General features: G+C 56.7%; 22 protein-coding genes and 1 pseudogene. 6 read left to right on the plus strand and 17 right to left on the minus strand.

Annotated elements, in window-relative coordinates; all coding sequences use genetic code 11:
- Positions 1–12 precede the first annotated feature (12 nt).
- From surA to apaH, 5 genes are read left to right on the plus strand one after another with little or no spacing between them, the layout of a single operon-like run.
- Positions 13–1,299, plus strand: a complete 1,287-nt coding sequence (surA, locus tag ACJBF3_RS13520; protein ID WP_045327665.1) for a peptidylprolyl isomerase SurA — start codon at positions 13–15, stop codon at positions 1,297–1,299.
- A complete protein-coding gene (pdxA, locus tag ACJBF3_RS13525) occupies positions 1,299–2,285 on the plus strand; it encodes a 4-hydroxythreonine-4-phosphate dehydrogenase PdxA (RefSeq protein WP_045327663.1) in 987 nt (328 codons plus the stop codon). Before surA ends, pdxA begins: the two co-directional genes overlap by 1 nt.
- Positions 2,282–3,103, plus strand: coding sequence for a 16S rRNA (adenine(1518)-N(6)/adenine(1519)-N(6))-dimethyltransferase RsmA (rsmA, locus tag ACJBF3_RS13530; RefSeq protein ID WP_045327661.1), 822 nt, complete (start codon positions 2,282–2,284; stop codon positions 3,101–3,103). The genes pdxA and rsmA overlap by 4 nt, the downstream gene beginning before the upstream one ends.
- Positions 3,104–3,106: 3 nt before the next feature.
- Positions 3,107–3,484: a Co2+/Mg2+ efflux protein ApaG gene (apaG, locus tag ACJBF3_RS13535; RefSeq protein WP_032644031.1), complete on the plus strand. Its 378-nt coding sequence runs from the start codon at positions 3,107–3,109 to the stop codon at positions 3,482–3,484.
- A 4-nt stretch (positions 3,485–3,488) separates the two neighbouring features.
- Positions 3,489–4,337: a bis(5'-nucleosyl)-tetraphosphatase (symmetrical) ApaH gene (gene apaH / locus ACJBF3_RS13540; protein ID WP_045327655.1), complete on the plus strand. Its 849-nt coding sequence runs from the start codon at positions 3,489–3,491 to the stop codon at positions 4,335–4,337.
- Positions 4,338–4,376: 39 nt separating this feature from the next.
- On the opposite strand, the gene folA is transcribed toward apaH, so the two are convergent.
- The 13 genes and pseudogenes from folA to ACJBF3_RS13605 all read right to left on the minus strand — a co-directional run bounded on the left by folA (position 4,377) and on the right by ACJBF3_RS13605 (position 19,743).
- Positions 4,377–4,856 (minus strand): type 3 dihydrofolate reductase, encoded by a 480-nt coding sequence (gene folA, locus ACJBF3_RS13545; RefSeq protein ID WP_008502023.1) that lies wholly within the window; start codon positions 4,854–4,856, stop codon positions 4,377–4,379.
- A 114-nt stretch (positions 4,857–4,970) separates the two neighbouring features.
- Entirely contained in the window at positions 4,971–6,836 is a 1,866-nt protein-coding gene (kefC, locus tag ACJBF3_RS13550) for a glutathione-regulated potassium-efflux system protein KefC (RefSeq protein ID WP_045327652.1), read from the minus strand.
- A complete protein-coding gene (kefF, locus tag ACJBF3_RS13555; RefSeq protein ID WP_045327649.1) occupies positions 6,829–7,359 on the minus strand; it encodes a glutathione-regulated potassium-efflux system oxidoreductase KefF in 531 nt (176 codons plus the stop codon). Before kefF ends, kefC begins: the two co-directional genes overlap by 8 nt.
- 103 nt (positions 7,360–7,462) lie before the next feature.
- Positions 7,463–7,696, minus strand: coding sequence for a YgdI/YgdR family lipoprotein (locus tag ACJBF3_RS13560; RefSeq protein ID WP_003856439.1), 234 nt, complete (start codon positions 7,694–7,696; stop codon positions 7,463–7,465).
- Between the two features lie 139 nt (positions 7,697–7,835).
- Positions 7,836–11,060, minus strand: a complete 3,225-nt coding sequence (carB, locus tag ACJBF3_RS13565) for a carbamoyl-phosphate synthase large subunit (protein WP_045327648.1) — start codon at positions 11,058–11,060, stop codon at positions 7,836–7,838.
- Positions 11,061–11,078: 18 nt separating this feature from the next.
- Positions 11,079–12,227 carry a glutamine-hydrolyzing carbamoyl-phosphate synthase small subunit gene (carA, locus tag ACJBF3_RS13570; RefSeq protein ID WP_045327646.1) on the minus strand — a complete coding sequence of 383 codons (1,149 nt, stop codon included), beginning with the start codon at positions 12,225–12,227 and terminating at the stop codon, positions 11,079–11,081.
- A gap of 454 nt (positions 12,228–12,681) precedes the next feature.
- Complete coding sequence (gene dapB, locus ACJBF3_RS13575; protein ID WP_045327643.1) at positions 12,682–13,503, minus strand: 4-hydroxy-tetrahydrodipicolinate reductase; 822 nt, start codon at positions 13,501–13,503, stop codon at positions 12,682–12,684.
- 205 nt (positions 13,504–13,708) lie between these two features.
- Positions 13,709–14,659, minus strand: a complete 951-nt coding sequence (gene ispH, locus ACJBF3_RS13580; RefSeq protein WP_045327641.1) for a 4-hydroxy-3-methylbut-2-enyl diphosphate reductase — start codon at positions 14,657–14,659, stop codon at positions 13,709–13,711.
- 1 nt (position 14,660) lies between these two features.
- Positions 14,661–15,110, minus strand: a complete 450-nt coding sequence (gene fkpB / locus ACJBF3_RS13585; RefSeq protein ID WP_003856450.1) for an FKBP-type peptidyl-prolyl cis-trans isomerase — start codon at positions 15,108–15,110, stop codon at positions 14,661–14,663.
- A 118-nt stretch (positions 15,111–15,228) separates the two neighbouring features.
- Entirely contained in the window at positions 15,229–15,729 is a 501-nt protein-coding gene (gene lspA, locus ACJBF3_RS13590) for a signal peptidase II (protein ID WP_032644023.1), read from the minus strand.
- The gene (ileS, locus tag ACJBF3_RS13595; protein ID WP_045327638.1) at positions 15,729–18,545 is read right to left on the minus strand and encodes an isoleucine--tRNA ligase; all 2,817 of its coding nucleotides are present in this window, start codon (positions 18,543–18,545) and stop codon (positions 15,729–15,731) included. Before ileS ends, lspA begins: the two co-directional genes overlap by 1 nt.
- Before the next feature lie 45 nt (positions 18,546–18,590).
- Positions 18,591–19,517: a bifunctional riboflavin kinase/FAD synthetase gene (ribF, locus tag ACJBF3_RS13600; RefSeq protein ID WP_045327636.1), complete on the minus strand. Its 927-nt coding sequence runs from the start codon at positions 19,515–19,517 to the stop codon at positions 18,591–18,593.
- Between the two features lie 7 nt (positions 19,518–19,524).
- Positions 19,525–19,743: pseudogene (locus tag ACJBF3_RS13605) on the minus strand (DUF2575 domain-containing protein).
- 101 nt (positions 19,744–19,844) lie between these two features.
- Between ACJBF3_RS13605 and rpsT the strand changes: the two are divergent.
- Entirely contained in the window at positions 19,845–20,108 is a 264-nt protein-coding gene (gene rpsT / locus ACJBF3_RS13610; protein WP_003856458.1) for a 30S ribosomal protein S20, read from the plus strand.
- A gap of 58 nt (positions 20,109–20,166) precedes the next feature.
- Here rpsT and nhaR read toward each other — a convergent pair whose 3' ends face one another.
- From nhaR to dnaK, 4 genes are all read right to left on the minus strand, one after another.
- The gene (gene nhaR / locus ACJBF3_RS13615; protein WP_045327632.1) at positions 20,167–21,066 is read right to left on the minus strand and encodes a transcriptional activator NhaR; all 900 of its coding nucleotides are present in this window, start codon (positions 21,064–21,066) and stop codon (positions 20,167–20,169) included.
- Positions 21,067–21,124: 58 nt separating this feature from the next.
- The gene (gene nhaA, locus ACJBF3_RS13620; RefSeq protein WP_045327630.1) at positions 21,125–22,300 is read right to left on the minus strand and encodes a Na+/H+ antiporter NhaA; all 1,176 of its coding nucleotides are present in this window, start codon (positions 22,298–22,300) and stop codon (positions 21,125–21,127) included.
- Positions 22,301–22,472: 172 nt separating this feature from the next.
- Positions 22,473–23,618: a molecular chaperone DnaJ gene (gene dnaJ, locus ACJBF3_RS13625; RefSeq protein ID WP_023310347.1), complete on the minus strand. Its 1,146-nt coding sequence runs from the start codon at positions 23,616–23,618 to the stop codon at positions 22,473–22,475.
- Positions 23,619–23,705: 87 nt separating this feature from the next.
- Positions 23,706–25,619 (minus strand): molecular chaperone DnaK, encoded by a 1,914-nt coding sequence (dnaK, locus tag ACJBF3_RS13630; RefSeq protein ID WP_008502041.1) that lies wholly within the window; start codon positions 25,617–25,619, stop codon positions 23,706–23,708.
- Positions 25,620–25,826: the final 207 nt, after the last annotated feature.

Below are 25,826 nucleotides of genomic sequence, written 5' to 3' on the forward strand. Positions count from 1 at the left end.
AATGGAAAAAGTATGAAGAACTGGAAAACGCTGCTGCTCGGTGTCGCTATGGTTGCGAATACCAGCTTCGCGGCCCCCCAGGTTGTTGATAAAGTCGCTGCTGTGGTTAACAACGGCGTCGTGCTTGAAAGTGACGTTGACGGTCTGATGAAATCGGTGAAGCTTAATTCGGGCGAAGCCGGTCAACAGCTTCCGGATGACGCCACGCTGCGCCACCAGATCCTGGAGCGCCTGATCATGGATCAGATCGTTCTGCAGATGGGGCAGAAAATGGGTGTGAAGGTCACTGACGAGCAGCTCGATCAGGCGATCGCTAACATCGCGAAGCAGAACAATATGTCTTTAGATCAGATGCGCAGCCGTCTGGCCTATGACGGCATCAGCTACGCCACCTACCGTAACCAGATCCGTAAAGAGATGCTGATTTCGGAAGTGCGTAACAACGAAGTACGTCGCCGCGTCACCATCCTGCCTCAGGAAGTGGACGCGCTGGCAAAACAGGTGGGTAACCAGAACGATGCGAGCACAGAGCTGAACCTGAGCCACATTCTGATCCCACTGCCAGAGAACCCAACGTCCGATCAGGCTGCGGAAGCAGAAAGCCAGGCGCGCTCGATTGTCGAACAGGCGCGTAACGGCGGCGACTTTGGCAAGCTGGCCATCACCTACTCCGCAGACCAACAGGCGTTGAAAGGCGGTCAGATGGGCTGGGGACGTATTCAGGAGCTGCCATCCATCTTTGCCCAGGCGCTGAGCACGGCGAAGAAAGGGGATATCGTCGGTCCTATCCGTTCAGGCGTGGGCTTCCACATTCTGAAGGTGAACGACCTGCGCGGCCAGAGCCAAAATATTTCCGTCACTGAGGTTCACGCTCGCCACATTCTTCTGAAACCGTCACCGATCATGACTGACGATCAGGCACGTGCGAAGCTGGAACAGATTGCTGCGGACATTAAGAGCGGTAAAACCTCCTTTGCGAAGGCGGCAAAAGAGTTCTCTCAGGATCCTGGCTCTGCTAACCAGGGCGGCGATCTGGGCTGGGCCGCTGCGGATATTTACGATCCTGCCTTCCGCGACGCGTTGATGAAGCTGAACAAAGGCCAGATCAGCACGCCGGTTCACTCTTCATTTGGCTGGCACCTGATCGAGCTGATGGACACCCGTAACGTGGATAAAACGGATGCGGCTCAGAAAGACAGAGCCTACCGTATGCTGTTCAACCGTAAGTTCTCTGAAGAAGCAGCTACCTGGATGCAGGAACAACGCGCCAGTGCTTACGTGAAAATTCTGAGCAACTAATGAAACAGCATCGTGTTGTTATCACGCCCGGCGAACCCGCCGGGATTGGGCCTGACCTCGTTGTCCAGCTCGCCCAGCGCAGCTGGCCGGTGGAACTGGTGGTCTGCGCCGATGCAACACTGTTACAGGACCGGGCAGCATTGCTCGGTCTGCCTTTAACGCTCATCCCTTACGTTGAAGGTCAACAGCCTGCACCGCAGCAAGCCGGTACGCTTACTCTTCTCTCCGTTCCCCTTCGCAGGCCGGTTATTCCGGGCCAGCTCAGCATGGAAAACGGTCACTATGTCGTTGAAACCCTTGCGCGCGCCTGCGACGGTTGCCTGAAGGGCGAATTTGCCGCCCTGATCACCGGCCCGGTCCACAAAGGCGTTATCAACGAAGCGGGCATACCGTTTACCGGGCATACGGAGTTCTTCGAGGAGCGCTCGCACAGCCCGAAAGTGGTGATGATGCTGGCGACGGAGGCGATGCGCGTTGCGCTGGTGACTACCCATCTGCCGATCAAAGCCATTCCTGATGCGATTACTCCTGAACTCCTGCGTGAGATCATCGGGATCTTGCATCACGACCTGCAGACAAAATTTGGCATCCCGCAGCCGCACGTGCTGGTGTGTGGCCTCAATCCGCACGCCGGTGAAGGTGGGCACATGGGCACCGAAGAGATCGACACCATCATTCCGGTGCTCAACGAAATGCGGGCGAAGGGGATGAACCTCAGCGGGCCGCTGCCTGCGGATACCCTTTTCCAGCCAAAATACCTGGATAATGCCGACGCCGTGCTCGCGATGTACCACGATCAGGGCCTGCCCGTGCTAAAATACCAGGGCTTTGGCCGCGGGGTGAATATCACCCTCGGTTTACCCTTTATTCGAACGTCCGTTGACCACGGTACTGCGCTGGATCTGGCAGGCCAGGGGAAAGCGGATGTCGGCAGTTTTATTACGGCGCTTAATCTCGCCATCAAAATGATTGTTAATACTCAATGACTAATCGAGTCCATCAGGGCCACTTAGCCCGTAAACGTTTCGGGCAAAACTTCCTTAACGATCAGTTCGTGATCGAAAGCATTGTCTCGGCTATTAATCCGCAAAAAGGTCAGGCGATGGTCGAAATCGGCCCGGGCCTTGCCGCGCTGACCGAGCCGGTCGGCGAACGCCTCGACCAGCTGACCGTCATCGAACTGGACCGCGATCTGGCCGCACGCCTGCAAACGCATCCGTTCCTCGGGCCGAAGCTGACCATCTATCAGCAGGATGCCATGACCATGAACTTTGGCGAACTGTCGGAAAAAATGGGTCAGCCGCTGCGCGTCTTCGGCAACCTGCCGTACAACATCTCCACGCCGCTCATGTTCCACCTGTTTAGCTATACTGATGCCATTGCCGACATGCACTTCATGTTGCAAAAAGAGGTGGTTAACCGTCTGGTTGCAGGCCCGAACAGTAAAGCGTATGGTCGTTTAAGCGTGATGGCGCAGTATTACTGCAACGTGATCCCGGTACTCGAAGTTCCGCCATCCGCCTTTACGCCGCCACCGAAAGTGGATTCAGCGGTTGTGCGCCTTGTGCCGCACAAAACAAAACCGTACCCGGTTAAAGACCTGCGCGTGCTCAGCCGCATCACCACGGAGGCCTTTAACCAGCGCCGTAAAACGATCCGTAACAGCCTGAGCAATTCGTTTACCGTTGAGGTGTTAGCCGAGCTGGGGATCGACCCGGCAATGCGTGCGGAGAACATTTCCGTAGAGCAGTACTGCAAGCTGGCTAATTATATCAGCGATAATGCGCCGCCGAAGGAGAGTTAAGCCATGATTGATTCGCCCCGCGTCTGTGTCCATGTACAAAGCGTCTATGTTGAATCCCAGTCCTCCCCGGACGAAGAACGTTTTGTCTTCGCTTACACCGTGACCATTCGCAATCTGGGGCGGACGCCGGTGCAGCTGCGCGGGCGCTACTGGCTTATCACCAACGGCAATGGCCGCGAAATCGAAGTACAGGGCGAAGGTGTGGTCGGTGAACAGCCCCACATCGCCCCTGGAGAAGAGTATCAGTACACCAGCGGCGCGGTGATCGAAACGCCGATGGGTACCATGCAAGGCCATTATGAAATGGTCGACGTCGATGGCAATGGCTTCCGCGTTGCCATTCCCGTGTTCCGTCTCGCCGTAACCACACTTATTCATTAATCTAATGTCTACATATCTGATTGGCGACGTTCACGGCTGCTACGATGAACTGATCGCATTGTTAAAACAGGTCGACTTTACGCCAGGACAGGACACGCTCTGGCTGACGGGCGATTTAGTCGCGCGTGGCCCCGGATCTCTTGAAGTATTACGTTTCGTCAAATCGCTGGGCGACAGCGTGCGCATGGTGCTGGGTAATCACGATCTGCATCTGCTGGCGGTATTCGCCGGGATCAGCCGCAACAAACCTAAAGATCGCCTCACCCCACTGCTGGATGCGCCGGACGCGGACGATCTGATTAACTGGCTGCGCCGTCAGCCCCTGCTGCAGGTTGACGAAGAGAAAAAGCTGGTCATGGCGCATGCCGGGATCACCCCACAATGGGATCTTGAGACGGCGAAAACCTGCGCGCGTGACGTTGAGGCGGTGCTGGCGAGCGACTCGTATCCTTTCTTCCTGGATGCCATGTACGGCGATATGCCAAACCACTGGAGCGAGGAGCTGAGCGGTCTGGCCCGTCTGCGCTTTATCACCAACGCCTTCACCCGCATGCGTTTCTGCTTCCCGAACGGACAGCTGGACATGTATTCCAAAGAGACGCCGGAAAGCGCGCCCGCTCCGCTGAAGCCGTGGTTTGCCATTCCGGGACCGGTGACCAGCGAGTACAGCGTGGTATTTGGCCACTGGGCCGCGCTGGAAGGAAAAGGAACGCCGGAAGGGATCTACGGTCTGGATACCGGATGCTGCTGGGGCGGAGAGTTAACCTGCTTACGCTGGGAAGATAAAGCGTACTTTGTGCAGCCATCGAACCGACAGCTGAACTCAGGAGAAAACGAGGCCGTTGCCTCCTGATACATTATTCCCTCTCCCGGCGAGGAGAGGGAAAATCACTTAACGACGTTCCAGAATCTCGAAGCAGTAGCTGTGGGAGTTCTGTGCATCCGCGTCGTGGAACTCGCTGAATACCGATTCCCACTCGTCCGGATCGTAGTCCGGGAAATGAGTATCCCCTTCAACTTCGGCATCAATGTGGGTCAGATACAGCTTCTGCGCTTTTGGCAGGAACTGCTCGTACACGCGGCCACCGCCAATCACCATGATCTCTTCGGCATTGCCGCATGCAGCAATCGCTTCGTCGACCGATTTCACCCATTCGACGCGATCGTCAGTGCCCGGCTGGCTACTGATAACGATATTCTTACGGCCCGGCAATGGACGACCAATCGACTCCCAGGTCAGGCGGCCCATCACTACCGGCTTGTTTAACGTAGTACGTTTAAACCATGCGAGATCGGCAGGCAGGTTCCACGGCATGGCATTTTCCATACCGATAACGCGGTCCACCGCCAGCGCTGCAATCAGACTGATCATTGAAAATTTCCCGGATGCAAAAAATTGCCGCCACTATACGGAAAGCTTAATCTTTCGTCGACTGGCGGCAGAGTAAAGATAAAGAAATTTTTTAATATTGCTGGCAACTCCGCTTCACGCGGAAGGTTTACTCTCCGGTTCGTCAGAAGGGTCCCCGGTATGCTTGCCCTCTTCCGTGCCCTGCCAGCCGTGACGCTGGATCAGCGACAGGTGATTGCGATCCTCATTGATGATTTCCGTCAGCATCGCGCTGGTGCGTTTAAACACCGCCGCTCGCTCGGTGGCCGTACTGCCCGCCATCGCCGCCATCTCTTCCACCATCTCGGTATTAAAGCGGCGGAACAGGTCCGCCCGTTCGCGCGCTTCATACGCGCCGAGCCCCAGGTTTTCCAGCGCCATGCGGCCAGACTTCAGCGCGCCTTCGAAGGTTTCACGCTCGGGAGATTCAACGCCCGCCTGCCTGAGGCGGATATAGTGATCCACATCGCGCGCACGGGAAATGATGGTCAGACTAGGGAAATGTTCTTTCGCCATTTCCACCATCTGCAGGCTGGTCTCCGGATCGTCAATGGCGTTGATCAGCACCTCGGCTTTCGCCGCTCCGGCGGATTCCAGCAGGTCGACGCGGGTCGCATCGCCGTAAAACACCTTCATATCGAATTTACGCAGGGTATCAACATGGTCTGGATCGTGATCGAGGATGACCATCTTCACCCCGCTGGACAGCAGCAGACGGCCTACGATCTGCCCGTAGCGGCCAAACCCGGCAATGATCACGCGCGGCTGCTCTTCGTCAATCTCATCGGCTTCACGCTCCTGCTCGCTGCCCGATTTTTCCAGACGCGTCAGCACCACCAGCAGGACGGGCGTCGCCGCCATCGACAGCGCGACCGCCAGCGTCAGCGCTTTCGCCCACTCGGGATCGAGGACGTTTGCCATTTGCGCCGCGCCAAAGACCACGAACGCAAATTCGCTTCCCTGCCCCAGCAGAACCGCAAACCAGCTGCGCTGCCTATTCGGCACCTTCAGCGGACGCGCAATCAGCCACAGCATCGCCATTTTAATGACCAGGAAGCCGACGAGCAGGATGACGATCCGCAGCGGGTGCGTCACCAGCGTACCGAAGTCGACGGACATCCCCACGCCGATGAAAAACAGCCCCAGCAGCAGGCCTTTGAACGGCTCAATATCGCTTTCCAGCGCGTGACGGTATTCAGAGCTCGCCAGCAGAACGCCTGCAAGGAACGCCCCCATCGCCATCGACAGCCCGGCCTCCTCCAGCAGCAGACCGAAGCCAAATACCAGGAACAGCGCCACGGCGCTGAACACTTCGCGCAGGCCAGAACGGGCAACAAACCGCAGCAGCGGGCGGGTCACGTAGCGGCCAAGCAGCACCACCAGCGCCAGCGCGCCCGCCACCTTCAGAGCCGACAGCGCAAAAGCGCCCAGCGTGGTAGAGGAACCGCTGGCCGCCAGCAGCGGGATCATGGCCACCAGCGGGATAGCGGCAATGTCCTGGAACAGCAGCACCGAGAACGCGCTGCGCCCCATCTGGGAAACGGTCAGATTGCGCTCGTTCATCGCCTGCATGGCAATAGCCGTTGAGGAGAGCGCCAGCGTCATGCCGATCAGCTCCGCCACCTTCCAGTCCATGCCCAGCAGGATACAGAACCCGCCCAGCAGCAGGCCGCAGGCCACCATCTGCAGCGCCCCGCCGCCAAATACCGAGGCGCGAAGCTTCCACAACCGCTGCGGGTCGAGCTCCAGACCAATCACAAAGAGCATCAGCACCACGCCGATTTCAGCGAAATGGAGTATCGCCTCGGCATCGGTGACCAGCCGGAAGCCCCACGGCCCAATCACGCAGCCCGCAATCAGGTAGCCGAGCACGGAACCCAGCCCCAGACGCACCGCCACGGGAACAATCAGCGCCGCCGCGCCGAGGTAAATCAGCGCCTGTATCAGCGTATGGCTATCCATGGTGCGCCTCCTGCCACTCAAGTAAGCGTTGTTTGTAATGGCGAGCCTGCGCCTGCAGCGTTTCATCGTCGCAAACAAAGGTGCAGTGCATGGCAACAGGCGGGAGCCAGTTCAGCCCACAATAGAGCGCGGTCGCCTGCAGCGGCTGTGCCAGGACGTCAAACCCCGGGAAAGAACCAATATCAAAGTGGCTTTCCCCTCCGCCAGTGGTGACTGCCCACAACAGGCTTTTCCCTTTAAGCGCATTGCCGTTATGACCATACGCCCAGCCGTGAGAAAAGACTTTATCGATCCATAGCTTTAGCAGCGGAGGCGTACTGTACCACTGCATGGGATGCTGCCAGACGATCAGATCGGCACGGGAAAGCGCCTCCTGTTCGGCGGCGATATCGATATTAAAATCGGGATAGAGTTGATAGAGGGAACGTATCTCTACGTTATCAAGCGTCCTTACCTGCTCAAGCATCCGCTTATTCGCATGCGAGTGCTGCGGATAAGGATGGGCGTAAATTATCAGAATCATTGATTAGCCTGTTGTTACTGCTTTCTTTTAACAAAAGAGTGTAGTCAGTAATTCAACAGGCTAATAGTGAATATTATTGACGGGCTTACGTCAGAATTCTGAATCAGTTATCCAGCTCGCCCATGGATTTCACCTGGTCACGGTTAATCTGCTCGGTTTGACCGGTTTCAGCGTTTTTGTACGACACCAGACCGGTATCGTCATCCACCTGCGGCTTGCCGTCGGTGACAATGGTTTTGCCATCGGTGGTTTTCACCGCCTGATTAGACGAACAGCCCGCCACGGTAAACATTGCGGTGGCAGCCAGAACGGAAGCGATCAGTAATTTATTTTGCATGGTGTTTTCCCCTGCTCTCAGTTGAATTTCGTTATCGACCTAACCATTTTAGGCTAACTGACTGAAAGCGGATGAAAAACCAGAAGTTTCTGAAGATGGGGAGAATGCCCGGCAACCGAACGGCACCGGGCATTTAAACTTACTTACTCATCTGCGCGTGCATTTCCTGAACCGAAATCACCTTCTCGGTGGCATCCGCATTCAGCGCCATGGCCGTTGCGAAACCGCCGTTCAGGGTGGTGTCGTAGTGCACTTTATACTGCAGGGCGCTGCGGCGAATCAGCTTGGAGTCTTCAATCGCCTGGCGGCCTGCGGTGGTGTTGATGATGTAGGTATATTCGCCATTCTTGATACGGTCCTGAATGTGCGGACGACCTTCATGCACCTTGTTCACCAGACGCGGGTTGATGCCCGCTTCGCCCAGCACAATCGCCGTACCGTGGGTCGCGTCCAGCTCGAAGCCCTGTTTCAGCAGCTTGGCGGCCAGGTCAACCACGCGCTCTTTGTCGCCTTCGCGAACGGAGAGCAGCGCACGGCCCGATTTTCTCATGGTGGAGCTACTGCCCAGCTGCGCCTTCGCGAACGCTTCTGCGAAGGTGCGGCCCACGCCCATCACTTCCCCGGTCGAGCGCATTTCTGGCCCCAACAGCGGGTCAACGCCCGGGAACTTGTTGAACGGCAGGACCACTTCTTTCACCGAGTAGTACGGTGGAATAATCTCTTTGGTCACGCCCTGCTGCGCCAGCGTCTGGCCCGCCATTACGCGCGCCGCCACTTTCGCCAGCGGAACGCCGGTGGCTTTAGAGACGAACGGGACGGTACGTGCCGCACGCGGGTTGACTTCAATCAGGTAGACTTCGTTGTCTTTCACCGCGAACTGGACGTTCATCAGGCCGCGAACCTGGAGCTCGAAGGCCAGCTTCTGCACCTGCTGGCGCATCACGTCCTGAATCTCCTGGCTCAGGGTGTACGCGGGCAGAGAACAGGCCGAGTCACCGGAGTGCACGCCCGCCTGCTCGATATGCTCCATGATGCCGCCAATCAGCACCATTTCGCCGTCGCAGATGGCGTCAACGTCCACCTCTACCGCGTCGTCGAGGAAGCGGTCGAGCAGCACTGGCGCATCGTTAGAAACGCTTACCGCCGTCTGGAAGTAGCGACGCAGGTCGGCTTCGTCATACACGATTTCCATCGCGCGGCCGCCCAGGACGTAGGAAGGACGCACCACCAGCGGGTAGCCAATCTCTTTCGCCTTCTCAACGGCCATCTCAATGGCGGTGACGGTGGCGTTCGCAGGCTGCTTGAGCTTCAGACGGTCAACCGCCTGCTGGAAACGCTCGCGGTCTTCGGCGCGGTCAATCGCATCCGGGCTGGTGCCGATAACCGGCACGCCTGCGGCTTCCAGCGCGCGCGCCAGCTTCAGCGGAGTCTGGCCGCCGTACTGCACGATAACGCCTTTAGGCTTCTCGATGCGCACGATTTCCAGCACGTCTTCCAGGGTGACCGGTTCGAAGTAGAGGCGGTCGGAGGTGTCGTAGTCGGTTGAGACGGTTTCCGGGTTACAGTTAACCATGATGGTTTCGTAACCGTCTTCGCGCAGCGCCAGCGAGGCGTGTACGCAGCAGTAGTCGAACTCGATGCCCTGGCCGATACGGTTTGGACCGCCGCCCAGCACCATAATCTTGTCGCGGTCGACGGACGGGTTCGCTTCGCACTCGTCTTCATAGGTGGAGTACATGTACGCGGTGTCGGTCGAGAATTCCGCCGCGCAGGTGTCCACGCGCTTGTAGACCGGGTGCAGGTCATACTGGTCGCGCAGCTTGCGGATCTCCGCTTCACGCACGCCCGCCAGCTTCGCCAGACGCGCGTCGGCGAAGCCTTTACGCTTCAGCATACGCAGGAAGTCAGCGTCCAGGCCGTTAATGCCCAGTTCAGCCACTTTCTCTTCCAGACGCACCAGCTCTTCAATCTGCACCAGGAACCAGCGGTCGATGTTGGTCAGGTTGAACACGCCGTCGACGGACAGGCCCGCACGGAAGGCGTCGGCGATGTACCAGATACGCTCTGCGCCCGCGTCCTTCAGCTCGCGACGAATTTTCGTCAGCGCTTCCGGGTCGTCGAGGCTCACTTTCGGGTCGAAGCCGGTCGCGCCCACTTCGAGGCCGCGCAGCGCTTTCTGCAGGGATTCCTGCTGCGTGCGGCCAATCGCCATCACTTCACCGACCGATTTCATCTGGGTGGTCAGACGGTCGTTCGCGCCGGCGAATTTCTCGAAGTTAAAGCGTGGAATTTTGGTCACAACGTAGTCGATGGACGGCTCGAAGGAGGCTGGCGTGCGGCCACCGGTGATGTCGTTCATCAGCTCGTCGAGGGTGTAACCCACCGCCAGCTTTGCCGCCACTTTGGCAATCGGGAAGCCGGTCGCTTTTGAGGCCAGCGCGGAGGAACGGGACACGCGCGGGTTCATTTCGATAACAATCAGGCGGCCGGTTTTCGGGTTCACCGAGAACTGCACGTTCGAACCGCCGGTTTCCACGCCGATTTCACGCAGTACCGCCATCGAGGCGTTACGCATGATTTGATACTCTTTGTCGGTCAGGGTCTGGGCTGGCGCAACGGTGATGGAGTCACCGGTGTGGATACCCATCGCATCGAAGTTTTCGATGGAGCAGACGATGATGCAGTTGTCGTTTTTATCACGCACCACTTCCATCTCGTACTCTTTCCAGCCAATCAGCGATTCATCAATCAGCAGCTCTTTGGTTGGCGAGAGATCCAGACCGCGTTCGCAAATCTCTTCGAACTCTTCGCGGTTGTAGGCGATACCGCCGCCGGTGCCGCCCATGGTGAACGAGGGACGGATGATGCACGGATAGCCCACGTCAGCCGCGACGGCCAGCGCCTCTTCCATATTATGCGCGATGCCGGAACGCGCGGTGTCGAGGCCGATTTTCTTCATCGCCACGTCGAAGCGGCGGCGGTCTTCTGCTTTATCAATCGCATCGGCGGTCGCACCGATCATGGTCACGCCGAACTCTTCCAGCACGCCCTGACGCTCAAGCTCCAGCGCGCAGTTCAGCGCCGTCTGGCCGCCCATGGTTGGCAGCACCGCGTCCGGACGCTCTTTCTCGATGATTTTGCGCACCACTTCCCAGTGAATCGGCTCGATGTAGGTCGCATCAGCCATTTCCGGGTCGGTCATGATGGTTGCCGGGTTTGAGTTGACCAGGATAACGCGGTAACCCTCTTCACGCAGGGCTTTACAGGCCTGGGCGCCGGAGTAGTCGAATTCGCAGGCCTGGCCGATGACGATCGGGCCAGCGCCAAGGATCAGGATGCTTTTTATGTCTGTACGTTTTGGCATTGTCTTCTCGGCTCCTGATTATTTAGCGGTCTTACGGTATTGCTCGATAAGTTCGATGAAGTGATCGAACAGCGGCGCGGCGTCGTGTGGGCCCGGGCTGGCTTCCGGGTGCCCCTGGAAGCTGAATGCTGGCTTATCGGTACGGTGGATACCCTGCAGGGTGCCATCGAACAGCGATTTGTGCGTCACGCGCAGGTTAGCCGGCATTGACGCTTCATCGACGGCAAAGCCGTGGTTCTGCGCGGTGATCATCACCGTGTTGTTATCAATGTCTTTCACCGGGTGGTTACCACCGTGGTGGCCGAACTTCATCTTGATGGTGTTTGCACCGCTCGCCAGCGCCAGCAGCTGATGGCCGAGGCAGATGCCAAATACCGGGATGTCGGTTTCCAGGAAGGACTTAATGGCGGCGATGGCGTAATCGCACGGCGCCGGGTCGCCAGGACCGTTGGACAGGAAAATACCGTCCGGATTCATCTTCAGCACGTCTTCGGCGGACGTTTGCGCCGGCACTACCGTCAGGCGACAGCCGCGGTCAACCAGCATGCGCAGGATGTTGCGCTTGGCGCCGAAATCGTAGGCCACCACGTGGAACGGCAGCTCGCTCTCTTTTTTCGCTTCCGGCAGGTCGCCTTCCAGCGTCCAGCTACCCTGCGTCCAGCTGTAGGCTTCGGCGGTGGTCACTTCTTTCGCCAGGTCCATGCCGTTCAGGCCCGGGAAGGCTTTCGCTTTTTCCAGCGCCAGCGTCGCATCGAGGTTATCACCCGCGATGATGCAGCCGTTCTGTGCACCCTTCTCGCGCAGCAGGCGCGTTAACTTACGGGTATCAATATCGGCAATCGCCACGATGTTATGACGCTTCAGGTAGGAAGAGAGGTCTTCAGTGCTGCGGAAGTTGCTGGCAATCAGCGGCAGGTCGCGAATGACCAGGCCTTGCGCATGTACCTGAGAGGATTCTTCGTCAGCCGCATTGGTGCCGACATTGCCGATATGAGGATAGGTAAGAGTAACGATTTGGCGAGAATAGGAAGGATCAGTGAGGATTTCTTGATAACCGGTCATTGAAGTATTGAAAACGACTTCCCCAACCGCCGAACCCGTTGCCCCTATGGCCCGACCGATAAACTGGGTTCCGTCTTCCAGAACCAATAGCGCTGACTTAATCAAAACACCCTCCAGAGAATATTCACTCACTTTATTTGCATATTAATTCATAACCATGTCATGAATCAATGCAAATGTGTTGCCAGCGGATTTTTGGCAAACGGCGGCATTCTGGAGATTTGGTGGGTAAAAGTCAACTTAAAACGGATATTTTGTTTAGTCTTTTGCAGGCCTGGAGAGCGGAATGCAGCTTAAGCGACAAAAAGATCAGGTAAATCACTGCGGAAAACGCTTGCGCGTCGGGTTTAATAAAAAAAGAAGCGCCACGGTATCTAAAAGTGGACCAAATGGTCAAAATTTACATTTCAGCAACGTAAATCCTGAGGAATATATCTACTTTTAATGCCTTTAAGTCAAAAAAGTCACTAAACCGATAAAATAAAAGGGCAATAAAATATTGCCCTATGCAATCAAACAATTACGACTGCAATAACCACATCACGATGGGTAATAATGCTTACAAATTGTTGAGATCGAGCACGTCCCGCATATCAAAAAGGCCGTTTTTCTTCTCTTTAAGCCATAATGCGGAGCGTACGGCACCGTTGGCAAACGTCATTCGGCTTGACGCCTTATGCGTAATTTCGACGCGCTCGCCAATATCGGCGAACATCGCGGTGTGTTCGCCGACGATGTCACCCGCACGGACGGTTGCGAAACCGATGGTGCCCGGCACGCGTTCGCCGGTGTGACCTTCGCGGGTGTAGACCGCGCAGTCCTTTAAATCTTTATCGAGCGCATGAGCAATCGCTTCGCCCATCGCCAGCGCCGTGCCCGATGGCGCATCCACTTTGTAACGGTGGTGAGCTTCTACGATCTCAATATCGGTATAGTTGCCCATCACCTTCGCAGCCTTCTCCAGCAGCTTCAGCATGACGTTAACGCCCACGCTAAAGTTTGCGGCGAAGACAATCGCAATCTCTTTTGATGCATCCTGGATAGCCTGCTTGCCCGCATCGTCAAAACCGGTAGTGCCGATCACCATTCCCTTGCCGTGCTGACGACAAAACGCCAGATGCGCGAGCGTCCCTTCCGGGCGGGTAAAATCGATGAAGACATCGAAGTCCTCTTTTACCGCCTCCAGGCTGCTTTGTACGGTAACGCCCGTGTGGCCTGCGCCCGCCAGCTCACCGGCATCGGCGCCAAGAAGCGATGAACCTTCACGCTCCAGCGCCGCGCCAAGCGCTACGCCATCCATCTGAAGTGCCGCCTGAATCAGCTGACGGCCCATACGTCCACCCGCGCCCGCAATGGCGACGCGGATCTGTGCATCATGCATAGTTATTCTCTTACGTTAAAATGATGTAAACCGTTTTCAGATTAACCAGCCTTGAGAAGCACTGCCAACTGAAAACACCGATAATTAGAATTTAACGTGAAACCGACTCAAATATCAGTAAAAGACATGATTTTGTCGTCACGATAAAGTACGGGGCAAAAAAAAGGCCAGCACATGAGATGCTGGCCTTTCATCAGATAAGGGGTTATTCCACTTCGCGGGCGTCGATGCGCAGTTCTTTCGGGACTTCGAAAACGATGTTCTCTTCGCGTCCTTCCAGCGGCACCGCTTCGCCACCGCCCAGCTCCTGCAGACGGGAAATGACGTTCTGCACCAGAATATCCGGCGCGGATGCCCCGGCCGTTACGCCGACGCAGGCCGCGTTTTTCACCCACGCTTCCTGAATATCAGACGCGTCGTCAATCAGGAAAGCCGCCTTACCCATGCGCTGTGCCAGTTCGGCCAGACGGTTGGAGTTAGAGGAGTTTTTAGAGCCGACCACCAGCACCACGTCCGCCTGCTCGGCCAGCGCACGCACCGCTTCCTGACGGTTGGTAGTGGCGTAGCAGATATCATCCTTACGCGGCCCGACGATTTTCGGGAAGCGCTGACGCAGGGCGTCAATGACGTCTGAGGTATCGTCAACGGAGAGCGTCGTCTGGGTCATAAACGACAGCCTGGCTTCGTTTTTAACGTTCAGCGTCAGGACATCTTCCGGCGACTCCACCAGGTACATGCCTCCTTCCGGGTTGCTGTACTGGCCCATCGTGCCTTCGACTTCCGGGTGGCCCGCGTGACCAATCAGAATCGACTCTTCACCACGACGGCTGGCGCGCGCCACTTCCATATGCACTTTTGTCACCAGCGGACAGGTGGCATCGAAGACGGTCAGATCGCGGCTTTTCGCTTCGTTACGCACCGCCTGCGAGACGCCGTGCGCGGAGAAGATCAGGATCGCGCCGTCCGGCACTTCGCTAATCTGCTCGATAAAGATAGCACCGCGCTCGCGCAGGCTGTCGACCACGTAGCGGTTATGCACCACTTCGTGACGCACGTAAATCGGCGCGCCGTAAATCTCCAGCGCGTTTTCAACAATGCTGATAGCGCGGTCTACACCGGCGCAAAAGCCGCGCGGGTTAGCCAACAGGATCTGCATTTCAGGCCTCCAGTGCCGGATCGATTTCCAGCACTTCAACATCAAAATGAACGGTACGCCCGGCAAGCGGATGGTTGAAATCAACGGTAATCGAGTCGCCGTTAATTTCACGGATCACGCCAGGCATTTCGCTGCCGTCCATAGCGGTAAAGAGCATAATCGCCCCGATTTCCGGCTCACCCGCGTCCATGAATTCACGGCGCGAGAAATACTGAATCAGGTCCGGGCTCGGCACGCCAAACGCCGCATCCGGCTCCAGCGAAAAGGCTTTTTTCTCACCCTCTTTCAGACCCAGAAGCTGCTGCTCAAGACCTTCAGACAGGGAGGTATCGCCCAGGCGAAACAGGGCCGGTTTACCGTTATTGCGGGTGGATTCAGCCGTGGAGCCATCATCCAGCTTCAGCGTGAAGTGAACGAGAACCGCGCTGTTGCTCTGTACGGATTTAGACATGCAAATTGCTCGCTTGTTTTGGGGTGCCTGTTTGCCCGCTGGCGCTTCGCTTACCGGGCCTACGGGATGCCACAAATTTTGTAGGCCGGGTAAGCGAAGCGCCACCCGGCATTCATGCTTACGCCTGCTCTTTCGCGGCCGGTTTAGGCAAGAAGCCTTCCAGCACGATTAACGCCGCACCGATGCAAATGGCGCTATCGGCGAGGTTAAAGGTCGCGAAGTGCCAGTCGCCGACGTAGAAGTCGATCATATCGACCACAAAGCCGTGCCACAGGCGGTCAAACAGGTTGCCCAGCGCGCCGCCAATGATCAGCGCGTAGGCGATGTTATTCAGCTTTTGCGTGGCCTTAGAGCGGTACATCAGCACCGCCAGGATCACGCAGATACCGATGGCGATACCGGCGAAGAACCAACGCTGCCAGCCACCGCTGTCGGCAAGGAAACTAAACGCTGCGCCGTAGTTACGCGCATAGTGCAGGTTAAGCGACGGGAACAGCGGAACCGTCTCCCCCAGAGCGAAGTTCTGGAGGATCAGGAACTTGCTGCCCAGATCGATAATCAGCACCACCACCACCAGCCACAGCCAGCGCAGTCCTGTTGAACAGAGAGTTTTACTCATCAGGCAAACTTACGTTTTTCGCCGTCACCGGCGACGTTGCTTACACAGCGTCCGCAGATGTCTGCGTGTTCCGCCACCTGGCCGACATCGGTGGTGAAGTGCCAGCAGCGCGGGCATTTCTCACCGTCGGCTTTGCTCAGCGCGACTTTCAGTCCTTTGAGCAGCTCGCTCTGCTGAGCATCAGCAGAGGCCTCAGCATAATCCGCAACTTTCGCACCGGAGGTCAACAGGACAAATCGTAATTCGTCACCCAGCGCCGTCAGCTTCGCCGCCAGCTCAGGTTCGGCGTACAGGGTCACTGCCGCTTCCAGAGAGCCGCCGACTTTCTTGTCAGCACGCGCCTGCTCGATAACCTTGTTCACTTCGCCACGCACTTTCAGCAGCTCGTCCCAGAAGGCATCGTTCATCGCTTCGGTGCTGGAGAGATCGAACAGACCTTCGTACCACTCGCCCGTGAAGACATACTTCTCACGGTCGCCCGGCAGGTAGCCCCAGATCTCATCCGCGGTGAAGGACATAATCGGCGCCATCCAGCGCACCAGCGCTTCTGCGATGTGGAACAGCGCGGTCTGGCAGCTGCGGCGCGCCACGCTGTCCGCTTTCGCGGTGTACTGGCGGTCTTTGATGATGTCGAGGTAGAACGAGCCCATCTCGATGGAGCAGAAGCGCATCAGACGCTGCACCACTTCGTGGAAGTCGTAAGACTCGTAGGCTTTCAGGATATCGTCCTGCGCCGCTTTCGCGCAGCCTACCGCCCAGCGGTCCAGCACCACCATCTCTTCCGGTTTCACCATGTCTTTTGCCGGATCGAACCCGTTCAGGTTCGCCAGCAGGAAGCGCGCGGTGTTACGGATACGACGATAGCTGTCGGCAGCACGCTTCAGGATCTCGTCAGACACCGCCATTTCGCCGGTGTAGTCGGTAGACGCCACCCACAGACGCAGAATGTCTGCGCCCAGCTTGTTCATCACATCCTGCGGAGAAACGGTGTTACCGATAGATTTGGACATCTTACGGCCCTGACCATCCACGGTGAAGCCGTGAGTCAGTACCTGACGGTAAGGCGCTTTACCCTTCATGGCGGTGGAGATCATCAGGGATGACATGAACCAGCCGCGGTGCTGGTCAGACCCTTCCAGATACATATCGGCAGCGTGACCGGCAAACTCCGGGCGCACGTCAACCACGGAGGAGTGGGTAGACCCGGAGTCAAACCACACGTCCAGGGTATCCGGCACTTTCTCGTAGCTGTCAGCGTCAGCGCCCAGGATGTCGCGGGCGTCGAGATCCCACCACGCCTGAATGCCGTCAACTTCGACGCGCTTCGCCACTTCTTCCATCAGTTCCAGAGTGTTCGGGTGCAGCTCCTGCGTCTCTTTATGCACGAACAGCGACATCGGCACGCCCCAGGTACGCTGACGGGAGATACACCAGTCAGGGCGGTTAGCCACCATGGATTCGATACGCGCCTGGCCCCAGTCGGGGATCCACTGCACGCCTTTGATCTCTTTCAGAGACTGCGCGCGCAGGCCTTTCTGATCCATGCTGATGAACCACTGCGGGGTCGCACGGAAGATAATCGGGGTTTTATGACGCCAGCAGCACGGATAGCTGTGCTGCATTTTTTCAACGTGCAGCAGCGCGCCGCTGGTGCGCAGCATGTCCACGATGATGTCGTTGGCTTTGAAGACGTTGATACCGTCCAGCGCCGGGTAGGTGCCAGGCAGATACGAGCCGTCCGGGCCAACCGGGTTAGCGATTTCCAGACCGTACTTCAGGCTGATGTTGTAGTCGTCAGGACCGTGGCCACCGGCGGTATGTACCGCACCGGTACCCGCGTCCAGCGTCACGTGATCGCCCAGGATCGCCGGAACGTCGAAGTCGAGGAACGGGTGCTTGAAGCGCATTAGCTCCAGCGCGTCGCCTTTCACGGTGCCCAGCACGGTGTAGTCGGCGATCTGCGCGCGCTTGAGCACGCTCTCAAGGAGATCTTTCGCCAGAATCAGCGCCTGACCTTCAACCTGAACCAGCGCGTATTCAAACTCACCGGACAGGGAGATCGCGCGGTTGGCAGGCAGGGTCCACGGCGTGGTGGTCCAGATCACTAAAGAGATCGGGCCGTTGACGGACGACACGCCAAATTTGGCTTTCACCGCCTCCTGATCCACCGCGTGGAAGGCCACGTCGATAGAAGGAGAGGTTTTGTCGTAATACTCGACTTCCGCTTCCGCCAGCGCAGAGCGGCAGTCCACGCACCAGTGCACTGGCTTAGCGCCTTTATGCAGGTGGCCGTTACCGATGATTTTACCCAGCGCACGGATGATGTTGGCTTCGGTTTTGAAGTCCATGGTCAGGTACGGGTGCGACCAGTCGCCCAGCACGCCCAGACGAATGAAGTCAGCGCGCTGACCGTCAACCTGCGTCGCGGCGTATTCGCGGCATTTAGCGCGGAACTCGGCGGCGGTGAACTTCTCACCCGGCTTGCCGAACTCTTGCTCGACTTTCAGCTCGATAGGCAGACCGTGGCAGTCCCAGCCCGGAACGTAAGGCGAGTCATATCCCGTGAGGCCTTTGGACTTCACGATAATGTCTTTCAGAATCTTGTTAACCGAGTGACCAATATGAATGCTGCCATTCGCATATGGAGGGCCATCATGCAGAATGAAGGTTTTTTTGCCTTTTTTGGCTGCACGAATGATGCCGTACAGGTCATCATCGGTCCAACGCGCCAGCATTCCCGGTTCGCGCTTGGCGAGATCGCCGCGCATCGGGAACCCTGTTTCCGGCAAATTCAGGGTTGATTTATAGTCACTCATCAGATTCTCGGTTCCGTATTTATCACGTAGGCAGTTAAGCCGGGTTCAAAGCCCAAAAAACTCGCGGGCCGTCAATTCATCTCGCGCAATTTGCGCTTTCAGTTCATCCAGCGAAGCAAATCGCTGCTCGTTGCGTATTTTTTTACGCAGTATCACATCTATATGGCGACCATACAGGTCCATTACAACGTCCAGCAGGTGCACTTCTAACTGTTGACGCACACCGGCGACGGTCGGACGCGTGCCAATATTGGCGACGCCGTAAAACGGCTTATCGCCCAGTCCAGCCACTTCCACCGCATACACCCCTTTAACCGGGGAAACCTGACGACGCAGCGGTATATTCGCCGTCGGGAAGCCTATCGTGCGGCCCAGCGCATCGCCATGGACCACGCGGCCAGAGATAGTGAACGGATGCCCCAGCAGGGTTTCCGCCGTCTCCAGCTCGTCATCGGCCAGTGCCCGGCGAACCGCCGTGCTGCTGACGCGCACGCCGCCTTCGCAGAAGGTCATCGCGCTGGTGACGTCAAATCCGTACTCCAGACCAGCCTTCTGTAATAGCAAGAAATCGCCCTGACGACCAGCGCCAAAGCGGAAATCATCCCCCACGGCAAGAAACTGTACGCCAAGACGCTTAACCAGCAGGTCGCTGACGAAATTTTGTGCTGTCAGCGCGGCAAAGCGGCGATCGAACCGTACGCACAATACGTAGTCCACGCCGGACTCTGCCAGATAGCGCAACTTCTCGCGCAGGCGCGTCAGACGGGCGGGAGATTTATCGCCCGCGAACAGCTCCAGCGGCTGCGGTTCGAAAATCATCACTACAACGGGCAGGCCACGGGCCTCCCCTTCTTTACGCAATCCCTGCAACAGCGCCTGATGACCACGATGCACGCCGTCGAAATTACCAATGGTCAGCACGCACCCGTGCGGTGCGCTGCTGAGATTATGTATGCCGCGTATCAGCTTCATGTCTGGCTCAAAACAGTGAAAATCGCCAAAGTATACCTTGTACAGCGGTTAAGGTTAACCGGCGATTGTTCGCGCAAAACAGAAAGCCGTAATGATTTCATCAGGCTGACCTTTCGCAGCGAAAAAATCTGCTCGTGAACTGCGATTTTTATGCCGAAAGGCTGTATTCAGGGAAGACAAGCTGGTAGAATCCTGCGCCATCACTACGTAACGTAGCGTCGCTAATTAACGGCGCTTATTTGCACAAATCCATTGACAAAAGAAGGCAAAGAGGGCATATTCCTCGGCCTTTGAATTGTCCACATAGAACATATTTGGGAGTTGGACTTGGCTAATATCAAATCAGCTAAGAAACGTGCCGTTCAGTCTGAAAAGGCTCGTAAGCACAACGCAAGCCGTCGCTCTATGATGCGTACTTTCATCAAGAAAGTATACGCAGCAATCGAAGCAGGCGACAAAGCTGCAGCGCAGAACGCATTTAACGAAATGCAACCAATCGTGGATCGTCAGGCTGCTAAAGGTCTGATCCACAAAAACAAAGCAGCGCGTCATAAAGCAAACCTGACTGCGCAGATCAACAAACTGGCTTAATCGCCGCTTGTTGTTGCTTGTTTAAAGAACCCGCTTAACGCGGGTTTTTTTTATGCCTTCAGATTGCCGGTGGCGTAAACAGCGCCGAGTAGTCACGATTACAGATTCGCTGCACCGCCGGGTGCTGAATCATCCGTTCGGCAAATATGGCGTGATACTCCTCCATCACGTTATCCACTCGGCCTATCTCCGAAATCTTGTCCTCCGAATAGAGATCGTGTGCGTACAGCGTCGGCGCAACGAAGATCGCGTTATGTGCTTCGCCAAAGGCTTTCATCAGCGCCGCATCGTCGAACTCACCGAGGATTTCTACCTTTAGCCCCTGGGAGTTAAACCAGTTCAGCAGCTTGCGTCCGAGCATTGAGCGCCTTCCCGGCACCAGCAGGCGACGCTCTTCAAGGCACGCGGGGAAGGGTTTCTCCGGCGGCGGGTTAATGCACCAGAAGCTGACGCCGCATTCACCAATCTTCACCGAGAACAGCCCTTCCTGCTGCGTGGAGTCGATGGGGCAGTCAGAGATAATCATGTCCAGCTTGTGCTGGCTCAGCTGTTCCAGCAGCATCTCATGGGTAGATTCAAAGCAGCGAAGATGAATTTGTTCGTCTTCCACCACCGCAGCGTCGAGCACGCCGCTCACCAGCCGTTTGGACAGCGCGTCCGCCACGCCCACGTCAAAGAGCAGGTTCGACTCTTTGCGGTAGTTGACGATATCCAGCATCTCCTGGCTCAGGGTGAACATTTTATCCGCATAGCGGAAAACCAGCTCGCCCAGTTCGCTGGGTTCAATCCCACGCCCCTTACGCTTGAACAGCTTGCCCTGCAGGCGTTCTTCCAGCGCCTTGATTTGCCCGGTGATAGTTTGCGGCGTCAGGTAGAGCGCCTCGGCCGCCCCCACCACCGAGCCCTGTTTATAGACGTGCCAGAAGTAGTACAGATGGTTGTAATTCAAATGAGACATCGCGTCTTCTCTCCCTGAGTGTGTATCGGGAGAAGGATCGCCTCCTCCCGGTGTTCCGCTATGCCTGGACGGCCTGTCCGGACAATTTCACCTTCAACAAGGTATAGCCGATTACCGCAGCCAGTAATGAGCCGATAAGAATGCCGAGTTTCGCCCAGACGATGAGCTCAGGCGCATGTGCGCCAAAGGCCAGCGTCGAGATAAAGATCGACATCGTAAACCCGATGCCGCACAGCACGCCGACGGCCATAATCTGCTTAAACGTGGTGCCGTGAGGCAATGACGCCAGCTTCAGCTTCGTCGCCAGCCAGCAGAAGAGGCTAATCCCCAGCGGCTTGCCGATAAACAACCCGGCAATAATGCCCAGCGGCAGCACGGACGTCAGCCCGTCCAGCGTCACGCCGCCGAGGGAAACGCCCGCGTTGGCAAACGCAAACAGCGGCAGGATCATAAAGGCGACCCACGGGTGCAGCACATGTTCCAGCTGTTTAGCGGGCGACTTGCCGTCCTGCGGCTTAAGCGGCACGAAGAAGCCGACGATCACACCGGCAAGCGTCGCGTGCACGCCCGATTTCAGCACCGCCGTCCACAGCACCATCCCCACCAGGATATAGATACCGATGCGGCGAACGTTGAAGATGTTCAGCAGCGCCAGCACCGCAATCGCCCCGGCGGCCACGCTCAGGGACAGGATCGACAGATCGCTGGTGTAGAACAGTGCGATAATCACAATGGCGCCCAGGTCATCGATGATCGCCAGCGCCATCAGGAAGATTTTCAGGGCCACCGGCACGCGGCTTCCCAGTAGTGCCAGCACCCCGAGCGCAAAGGCGATATCCGTCGCGGCCGGGATCGCCCAGCCGTGACGGGCGATCGGATCCTGCCAGGTGAACGCAAGGAAGAGCAGCGCCGGCACCACCATGCCGCCGAGCGCGGCAATCACCGGAAACGCCGCGCGCTGGCGGCTGGCTAACGAGCCCAGCACCAGCTCACGCTTAACCTCAAGCCCGACGAGCAGAAAGAACACCGCCATCAGCGCATCGTTAATCCACAGCAGCATGTTCTTGTTGATTTCCAGCGCCCCGACCTTCAGCTCGACGGGCGTTTCCAGAAATGCATGGTAGAAAGCCTGCGTACTGCCAAGGTTAGCGAGCACCATCGCGGCCGCAGCGGCAATAATCAGGATCACGCCGCCGGACGCCTCACTGCTAAAAAAACGGTGTAGTAATTTCACTTTAATTCTCTCTTTTACAACAATACCTCGATAAAACCATAATACCAAGCCAGATAGCTCGACAAAAACAGATTAATATTGAGTATAGATTCAGTTTTACCGAGTAATATCCACAAATAGAAAAAGCCCGGAATGACTTCCGGGCTTTTGTGGATGAAAACCTGCAAACAGATTAGCGGGTTAGATCATCGAAGAATTTTTTGACGCCATCGAAGAAGCTTTTGGAGCGCGGGCTGTTTTTCTCACCCGTCGGGCCGCCAAAGCTCTCCTGCAACTCTTTCAGCAGCTGTTTCTGCTTGTCGTTCAGGCCAACCGGCGTTTCCACGACGACGCGGCACAGCAGGTCGCCCTGCGCACCGCCGCGAACGGATTTAACGCCTTTCCCGCGCATGCGGAACAGCTTGCCGGTCTGGGTTTCGCCTGGCACTTTCAGATTCACGCGACCGTCCAGCGTCGGGACTTCGATTTCGCCGCCCAGTGCCGCCATCGCGAAGTTAATCGGCACTTCACAGTACAGGTTGTTCCCTTCGCGCTCGAAAATCGCATGCTGTTTCACCTGCACCTGAACGTACAGGTCGCCAGCCGGTGCGCCGTGCTCCCCTGCTTCGCCCTCACCTGCCAGACGGATGCGGTCGCCCGTATCGACGCCAGCCGGGATTTTAACGGACAGAGTCTTGGTTTTCTCTACGCGACCGTGGCCATGGCACTTGGTGCACGGATCTTTTATCAGCGTACCGCGACCGTGACAGTGTGGACAGGCCTGCTGTACCGCGAAGAAGCCCTGACGCATCTGTACCTGGCCTGAACCGTGGCAGGTTGGACAGGTCTGAGGCTGCGTACCCGCTTTCGCGCCGCTGCCGTGGCAAACGTCACACTCTTCCAGCGTCGGGATACGGATCTCTTTGGTGACGCCGCGAACGGCCTCTTCCAGCGTCAGCTCCATGTTGTAGCGCAGGTCCGCGCCGCGCGCCGCGCGCTGACGGCCACGTCCGCCGCCGAAGATGTCGCCAAACACATCGCCAAAGATATCGCTGAAGTCTGCGCCGCCGCCAAAGCCGCCGCCACCGAATCCACCGCCGCCCATGCCGCCCTGTTCAAAGGCCGCGTGACCGTACTGGTCATAGGCCGCACGTTTTTGTGCATCGGTCAGGACTTCGTAGGCTTCTTTGATCTCTTTAAATTTGGCTTCAGCCTCTTTGTCACCCTGATTACGGTCCGGGTGGAATTTCATGGCCAGGCGCTTGTACGCCTTTTTGATTTCACGCTCTTCCGCAGTTTTCGGAACGCCTAAAATCTCGTAATAGTCTTGCTTTGCCATTGGTTTTTTTAAGCCCCTTAACATGCGAGCACGGGCGTGGAGAGTTCTCCTACGCCCGTGCCGATTAATTACCCTGCATCAGGGCGATTATTTTTTATCTTTAACTTCTTCGAACTCAGCGTCGACAACGTCGTCGTCTTTCGCGTTGTTCGCCGAAGCGTCAGCGCCTGCCTGCTGCTGAGCGTGCTGCTGCTGAGCGATTTCCATCAGCTTCTGGGAAGCCTGCGCCAGTTCCTGCATCTTCGCTTCGATGTCCGCTTTATCTTCACCTTTCAGTGAGGACTCCAGCGCGCTCAGGGCAGCTTCGATTGCAGTTTTGTCTTCCGCTGGCAGCTTATCGCCGGCTTCTTCAACCTGCTTACGGGTGCTGTGCAGCAGATGGTCACCCTGGTTACGGGTCTGAACCAGCTCTTCGAACTTACGGTCGGATTCCGCGTTAGCTTCGGCATCGCGAACCATTTTTTCGATTTCCGCTTCGTTCAGGCCAGAAGATGCCTTGATGGTGATCTTCTGCTCTTTACCGCTGTTTTTGTCTTTCGCAGACACGTGCAGGATACCGTCGGCATCAATGTCGAAGGTAACTTCGATCTGCGGCATGCCGCGCGGTGCCGGGTTAATACCGTCCAGGTTGAACTGACCCAGAGATTTGTTATCCGCCGCACGCTTACGCTCACCCTGCAGCACATGGATGGTTACCGCAGACTGGTTGTCTTCAGCGGTAGAGAACACCTGGCTGTGCTTGGTAGGGATGGTGGTGTTTTTGTTGATGAGCGCAGTCATCACACCGCCCATGGTTTCGATACCCAGAGACAGCGGGGTAACGTCCAGCAGCAGTACGTCTTTTACTTCACCGGTCAGTACGCCACCCTGAACAGCAGCACCAATTGCCACCGCTTCGTCCGGGTTAACGTCTTTACGTGGCTCTTTACCAAAGAACTCAGCCACTTTCTTCTGCACCATTGGCATACGGGTCTGACCACCGACCAGGATAACGTCGTTGATATCAGACACGGACAGGCCAGCGTCCTGCAGAGCAACTTTCAGCGGCTCGATAGAACGGTTCACCAGGTCTTCTACCAGGCTTTCCAGTTTCGCACGGGTCACTTTGATGTTCATGTGTTTAGGACCGGTCGCGTCTGCGGTGATGTACGGCAGGTTCACGTCGGTCTGCTGAGCGGAAGACAGTTCGATCTTCGCTTTCTCAGCGGCTTCTTTCAGGCGCTGCATAGCCAGCGGGTCGTTACGCAGGTCAATGCCCTGATCTTTCTTGAACTCGTCAACGAGGTAGTTGATCAGACGGGTATCGAAGTCTTCACCACCCAGGTGGGTATCACCGTTGGTTGCCAGAACTTCGAAGGTTTTTTCGCCGTCAACTTCGTCGATTTCGATAATAGAGATATCGAAGGTACCACCACCGAGGTCGTAAACCGCGATAGTACGGTTGCCGACTTCTTTATCCAGACCGTAAGCCAGTGCCGCTGCGGTTGGTTCGTTGATGATACGTTTGACTTCCAGACCTGCGATACGGCCAGCATCTTTGGTTGCCTGACGCTGAGCATCGTTGAAGTACGCAGGAACGGTGATAACAGCTTCCGTTACCGGCTCACCCAGGTAATCTTCAGCGGTTTTCTTCATTTTTTTCAGCACTTCAGCAGAGATCTGCGGTGGTGCCGTTTTGGTGCCTTTCACATCAAGCCATGCATCGCCGTTATCTGCCGCGATGATTTTGTAAGGCATGATAGAAACGTCACGCTGAACTTCTTCGTCCTGGAAGCGGCGACCGATCAGGCGTTTAATCGCAAACAGGGTGTTTTGCGGGTTTGTCACTGCCTGACGTTTAGCCGGCTGACCAACCAGAGTTTCACCATCCTGGGTATAAGCAATGATAGAAGGCGTGGTGCGATCGCCCTCGGCGTTCTCCAGCACGCGTGCAGTAGTGCCATCCATAATCGCTACACAAGAGTTGGTCGTACCCAGGTCGATACCAATAATTTTACCCATCTAAACGTCTCCACTAAAAATTCAGTCAACATGTGGTTGTGTACCTGTAATAAGGGCAGAACGTGCTTTTTCAACTGCCCAGATTTGATTTTTTTCAGGTCCACACACTGCGGTTGACTACAAGATGGGGTCGCGGCGGCATCCATCAAGGGGCAAGCATAAAAAAAATTTTAATTTCACCCTGATGAGATCATAGACGCCATCAAT

The organism is Enterobacter sp. PP-008-ECC_S150, from assembly GCF_045257065.1.
Lineage (GTDB): Bacteria > Pseudomonadota > Gammaproteobacteria > Enterobacterales > Enterobacteriaceae > Enterobacter > Enterobacter chengduensis.

Coding starts and splice junctions, on each gene's coding strand:
- ispH (WP_045327641.1), bottom strand. CDS start 14,659: ATGCAGATCCTGTTGGCTAACCCGCGCGGCTTTTGCGCCGGTGTAGAC.
- rsmA (WP_045327661.1), top strand. CDS start 2,282: ATGACTAATCGAGTCCATCAGGGCCACTTAGCCCGTAAACGTTTCGGG.
- dapB (WP_045327643.1), bottom strand. CDS start 13,503: ATGCATGATGCACAGATCCGCGTCGCCATTGCGGGCGCGGGTGGACGT.
- fkpB (WP_003856450.1), bottom strand. CDS start 15,110: ATGTCTAAATCCGTACAGAGCAACAGCGCGGTTCTCGTTCACTTCACG.
- dnaJ (WP_023310347.1), bottom strand. CDS start 23,618: ATGGCAAAGCAAGACTATTACGAGATTTTAGGCGTTCCGAAAACTGCG.
- ACJBF3_RS13560 (WP_003856439.1), bottom strand. CDS start 7,696: ATGCAAAATAAATTACTGATCGCTTCCGTTCTGGCTGCCACCGCAATG.
- apaH (WP_045327655.1), top strand. CDS start 3,489: ATGTCTACATATCTGATTGGCGACGTTCACGGCTGCTACGATGAACTG.
- apaG (WP_032644031.1), top strand. CDS start 3,107: ATGATTGATTCGCCCCGCGTCTGTGTCCATGTACAAAGCGTCTATGTT.
- ribF (WP_045327636.1), bottom strand. CDS start 19,517: ATGAAGCTGATACGCGGCATACATAATCTCAGCAGCGCACCGCACGGG.
- kefC (WP_045327652.1), bottom strand. CDS start 6,836: ATGGATAGCCATACGCTGATACAGGCGCTGATTTACCTCGGCGCGGCG.
- ileS (WP_045327638.1), bottom strand. CDS start 18,545: ATGAGTGACTATAAATCAACCCTGAATTTGCCGGAAACAGGGTTCCCG.
- carB (WP_045327648.1), bottom strand. CDS start 11,060: ATGCCAAAACGTACAGACATAAAAAGCATCCTGATCCTTGGCGCTGGC.
- folA (WP_008502023.1), bottom strand. CDS start 4,856: ATGATCAGTCTGATTGCAGCGCTGGCGGTGGACCGCGTTATCGGTATG.
- pdxA (WP_045327663.1), top strand. CDS start 1,299: ATGAAACAGCATCGTGTTGTTATCACGCCCGGCGAACCCGCCGGGATT.
- nhaR (WP_045327632.1), bottom strand. CDS start 21,066: ATGTCTCATTTGAATTACAACCATCTGTACTACTTCTGGCACGTCTAT.
- lspA (WP_032644023.1), bottom strand. CDS start 15,729: ATGAGTAAAACTCTCTGTTCAACAGGACTGCGCTGGCTGTGGCTGGTG.
- kefF (WP_045327649.1), bottom strand. CDS start 7,359: ATGATTCTGATAATTTACGCCCATCCTTATCCGCAGCACTCGCATGCG.
- surA (WP_045327665.1), top strand. CDS start 13: ATGAAGAACTGGAAAACGCTGCTGCTCGGTGTCGCTATGGTTGCGAAT.
- dnaK (WP_008502041.1), bottom strand. CDS start 25,619: ATGGGTAAAATTATTGGTATCGACCTGGGTACGACCAACTCTTGTGTA.